A 5,039-nucleotide genomic window follows, 5' to 3' on the forward strand; every position below is an offset into this window, starting at 1 on the left:
CTACAATGTCAGCATCCTGCTCGATACTTCCTGATTCACGAATGTCAGACATCATCGGACGTTTATCTTGACGGGATTCTACACCACGAGATAACTGCGACAAGGCGATAACAGGTACTTGTAATTCACGTGCAATCCCTTTTAATGTACGAGAAATCTCAGATACTTCCTGCTGACGGTTTTCTCCTGATTTCCCACTTCCTTGAATAAGCTGTAAATAGTCAATCAAAACCATCCCAAGACCTTGCTCTTGCTTTAATCTACGACATTTTGCTCGAATCTCATTTACTTTAATCCCTGGTGTATCATCAATATATATACCAGCATTAGAAAGGCTACCCATCGCCATTGTTAATTTCGCCCAATCATCAGAAGTTAATGAACCGGTACGAAGTCTTTGTGCATCAATATTTCCTTCTGCACAAAGCATACGCATAACAAGCTGATCAGAGCCCATCTCTAAACTAAAAATCGCTACATTTTCATCAGTTTTCGTCGCTACGTTTTGTGCGATATTTAGTGAAAATGCAGTTTTTCCTACCGATGGACGCGCCGCCACGATGATTAAATCATTTCGCTGAAAACCTGCGGTCATCTTATCTAATTCAGTAAATCCAGTTGGTATCCCGGTAACTTCACCCTTTTGATTATGCAAAAGTTCAATTTTATCATAAGCATCTACAAGAACATCTTTAATGTTTTGGAATGCTTTCGCATTTGTTTGGTGAGATACTTCTAATATTTTTTTCTCAGCCTCATTTAAAAGGCCATCCACATCATCTTCTCGCTCGTATCCATCCGATACAATATGAGTCGCCGTTCGAATTAAACGACGTAAAAGTGCCTTTTCAGCGATGATGCGTGCATAATATTCTACGTTAGCAGCTGTTGGAACAACTTCTGCTAACTCTGCTAGATAAGAAACCCCACCAACTTCTTCTAGTAATCCTTGATCAGCCATCGCTGATGTCATTATTACTAAGTCGATTGGTTCTCCCTTATCAGACAACCCAAGCATGACTTCAAAAATCTTTTGATGTTTCGTTCGATAAAATGAGTCAGGTACCAATAGTTCCGATGCTGACGTTAACGCATCCTGATCAATTAATATGGCACCTAAGACTGCCTGCTCAGCTTCTATATTATGCGGAGGGGTACGATCAGCCATTACATCACTCATGCGCAATCCTCCTTGCTTAATTTATTTTTATTGTTCACTAACATGAACTTTTACTGTTGCTGTTACTTGTGGATGCAATTTCACATTGACGTTTGTATAACCTAATGCACGGATTGCATCATCCATTTCAAATTTACGTTTATCAAGTTTAATCTTGTGTGACTTTTGCATTACATCTACAATTTGTTTACTCGTGATAGAACCAAATAAGCGGCCACCTTCTCCAGATTTCGCCTTTACTTCTACAGTTAACTTCTCTAATGTTTCTTTCAGCTCTTTTGCATTCTCAACTTCTGCTGCTGCATCTTTTTCCTCTTTGCGCTTTTGAGCATCTAAAGTTTTCATACTGCTGTTTGTCGCTTCRGCAGCTAACCCTTGTTTTAGTAAAAAGTTATTTGCATAACCATCTGGTACGTTTTTTATTTCTCCTTTTTTACCTTTACCTTTTACGTCTTTTAGAAAAATTACTTTCATGATTGTGTGCCTCCCTGTAAATAGTCATCAATAACAAATTGAAGCTTCTCCTCCGCTTCATCTACTGTAACATTTTTCATTTGTGTGGCTGCATTCGTCAAATGCCCGCCACCTCCTAAATTCTCCATAATTAGCTGCACATTCACTTCACCTAAAGACCTGCCGCTAATTCCAATGAAATTCTCCCCACGTTTCGCAATAACAAATGATGCAATAATACCCGTCATCGTTAATAGCGTGTCCGCTGATTGTGCAATAAGCACTTGATCGTAATAGTCATCACTATCGACTTTTGCAATCGCAATTCCATTTTTATAAATGTACGCATTTTTAATAGCTTTTGCAACTCGTAAATACTGACCCATATCTTCTTTTAAAAGTTCTTGTACAAGTACAGTGTCTGCGCCATGCGAGCGTAAATAAGAAGCGGCATCAAATGTACGAGCGCCTGTACGGAATGTAAAACTTTTTGTATCAACAATAATACCAGCTAACAATGCCGTTGCTTCTAACATTGTCATCTTTAAATTTTTCGGTTGATACTCAAGTAATTCTGTAACAAGCTCTGCCGTTGAAGAAGCGTATGGCTCCATATAAACAAGTAATGGATCTTCAATGAAATCTTCCCCGCGGCGATGATGGTCAATAACTACTACATTTTCAATCTTGTGTAACAGTTTTTCCTCCATCACCATTGAAGGTTTATGCGTGTCAACAACAACAAGTAATGAATCATCATTTGCAAATTCCATCGCTTGCCCTGGTGTAATAAAATGTGACCATAACTCTTCATTTTGTTTCACTTTATCCATCAAACGTTTGATTCCTTTATCAGAATCATTTTCATCTAATACAATATATCCTTTGCGCTCATTTAATTGAGCTACCTTTAAAATACCAATCGCTGCACCAATCGCATCCATATCAGGAGCTCTATGCCCCATTATAATGACATTACTGCTTTCTAATACTAAATCCTTTAATGCATGCGAAATAACCCTAGCACGTACACGAGTACGCTTTTCAACCGGATTCGTCTTACCACCGTAAAACTTAACTTTACCCGTTGCTTGTTTAATAGCTACTTGGTCTCCTCCTCGTCCTAATGCAAGGTCTAAACCAGATTGGGCCATCGCTCCAAGTTCTGATAAAGGTAAATCACCTGAGCCAACACCAACACTTAATGTAAGTGGTATATTCCTTTTTGATGTTTCTTCACGCACTTGATCCAAAATACTAAATTTCCCTTTCTCCATTTGCGCTAAAATACTTTCATTTAGTACAACGAAGAATCTTTCTGAAGATGCACGTTTCAAATATGCACCATACTTAACAGCCCATTCATTTAGACGTGACGTCACAAGACTTGTTATATTCGTACGTAATTGGTCATCTAATCCTTGTGTAACTTCATCATAGTTATCTAAATAAATAACAGCTAAAACAGTGCGTTGATCTTCATACATCTTTTCAATTTCTGTTTGTTCCGTTACATCAAAGAAATAAATTAGTTTTTCTTCTTTCCTTACAAAAACACGAAACTTTCGATTATTTAAAGAAACTATATCGTCAGAAGTTTCCCCCTTAATAAAAAGGAGTAATGTTTCTGATACATCGTAAAGGTGCCAACCAGCTAATGCATGCTGCCCCAAACATGATGATAAATAAGGATTCGCCCAATCAATCCCATAATCCTTATTGTATAACAAAATACCAATTGGCATTTGGTTAAATGCTTCATTACTCACTTTCTTTACCCTTGTAATCATATCTGTCGTATGTTTTTCAAAATTCCTTTGAAAAGTAAGTTCGAATCGTATAACGAAAAAAAGTACAATACAAAAGATAAAAAAGGCTGATATCCCCATAATTAAATGAAAGTAACAGAGGAGTGAAATTAGCACGAATACAAAAAATGCCAATACGTAAACAGGATATAAAAACCACTGTTTCTTATAAAATTCAGGCATGTATACAACTCCTATAAAGTAAAACTAACTCACTTTCCAGTTAGTTAAACAAATTAAAATAGTGTAAGGAATATTATTTTATTCCCCTATTTTAGAACGCAATGAAATCCCTAAATCAATTATACCTAAGATTGTTACAAGAGGAAACATCATCGGAATAAACATGCAGACAATAAAACTAATAATAGGAACACCTTTCGTAAAACCTTTGCTATGCGCTATAAAAGCGATAAATGTCAGACCTTGCAGTACTAGTAGTAAAGCAAATATGACATATAAATTAGAAAATACCATATGTAAATATGATGTCGGTTCTACTTTTATAAAAGTTGATAGCAAAATAAATATAACGTAATACCAAACAATACTCTTTGGTAATTGTATATCTTTAAATTTAGGCCAAGGTATAACGTCATGCTTTAGTTTTCTCAAAACACTACCTGATATCATAACTGTAATCAAAGAAAAACATACAGAAACCATTACAAGCAAACTTGGGAATAATGTTTGTAACACATCATTAAATTGTGCAAATAATTCTTTTTGCTCTTTACTAATAGGCATACCCGCAGCAGTAACTATCTTTTCACTTTGCGCCATACTTTCATTAAACATATTTTGCATTTGCTTCATTAAATCTATGTTRAAAAAYTTTATACTCRCAACATAAATGAGCATAATACCRATTAAGTAYGCAAGYGTCCCYGCYATYAAARTTTCTAMCGGCTTTYTTYGTTTTTTATACATRTATCCTAAAACGATACCTATCAATCCAAACATAGTTGTCTTTACTAGGTTCATCGGCTGACTGACAATAACAGTAATAAAAAGCGCCGCAGTAAAAACTATAAAGGCGTTAGATAATCTATATCTTATCGTTAGCAATATAAATGGCAATGGCAACGCAAATGTTACAACTGTACCTAAAATTGGAACATACATAGATATAAGCAATAACATTGCATATATCGCTAACAGCGCTGCACCCTCAGTAATAAATTTCGTATTCTTCATCATCYAACCTCTCTTTCAAAAAAAGAAAAGCATAGCAAAATGCACAGTAGAGTCCGACTCTACTGTGCATTTCATACGCTATTATTCACCAACATATGGTAAAAGTGCCATTTGACGAGCACGTTTAATTGCAACTGTAAGTTTGCGTTGGTATTTCGCGCTTGTTCCTGTTACACGACGAGGTAAAATTTTACCGCGCTCAGAAACGAAACGTTTTAATAAATCAACATCTTTATAGTCAATGCGAGTGATGCCGTTAGATGTAAAGAAACACACCTTACGACGCTTCGCACGTCCACCTTTGCGTCCTGCCATGTCTATTCCCTCCATTCTTTGTTAAAAATAGCCGATTCACACCATTAAAATGGTAAATCGTCGTCCGAAATGTCAATCGGTTGACC

5 protein-coding genes are annotated in these 5,039 nt (G+C 36.3%); all 5 read right to left on the reverse strand.

The features are described 5' to 3' along the window. Positions 1–1,180: replicative DNA helicase (gene dnaB, locus AC1DJR_RS17000; protein WP_477003086.1), on the reverse strand; the 1,180-nt coding region annotated here is incomplete at its 3' end. A gap of 27 nt (positions 1,181–1,207) precedes the next feature. Beyond that, entirely contained in the window at positions 1,208–1,654 is a 447-nt protein-coding gene (gene rplI, locus AC1DJR_RS17005; protein WP_002130186.1) for a 50S ribosomal protein L9, read from the reverse strand. After that, positions 1,651–3,624 carry a DHH family phosphoesterase gene (locus AC1DJR_RS17010; RefSeq protein ID WP_088033928.1) on the reverse strand — a complete coding sequence of 658 codons (1,974 nt, stop codon included), beginning with the start codon at positions 3,622–3,624 and terminating at the stop codon, positions 1,651–1,653. The genes rplI and AC1DJR_RS17010 overlap by 4 nt, the downstream gene beginning before the upstream one ends. A gap of 78 nt (positions 3,625–3,702) precedes the next feature. Continuing rightward, entirely contained in the window at positions 3,703–4,638 is a 936-nt protein-coding gene (locus tag AC1DJR_RS17015; protein ID WP_477003087.1) for a YybS family protein, read from the reverse strand. Positions 4,639–4,719: 81 nt separating this feature from the next. After that, positions 4,720–4,953 carry a 30S ribosomal protein S18 gene (gene rpsR / locus AC1DJR_RS17020; protein ID WP_000918874.1) on the reverse strand — a complete coding sequence of 78 codons (234 nt, stop codon included), beginning with the start codon at positions 4,951–4,953 and terminating at the stop codon, positions 4,720–4,722. Positions 4,954–5,039 lie beyond the last annotated feature (86 nt).

The sequence above is a fragment of the Bacillus sp. 05T31 genome, assembly GCF_056396725.1.

Bases quoted from the DNA above. Each gene is read 5' to 3' on its own strand.
- AC1DJR_RS17010 (WP_088033928.1), bottom strand. From the start codon at position 3,624: ATGCCTGAATTTTATAAGAAACAGTGGTTTTTATATCCTGTTTACGTA.
- rpsR (WP_000918874.1), bottom strand. From the start codon at position 4,953: ATGGCAGGACGCAAAGGTGGACGTGCGAAGCGTCGTAAGGTGTGTTTC.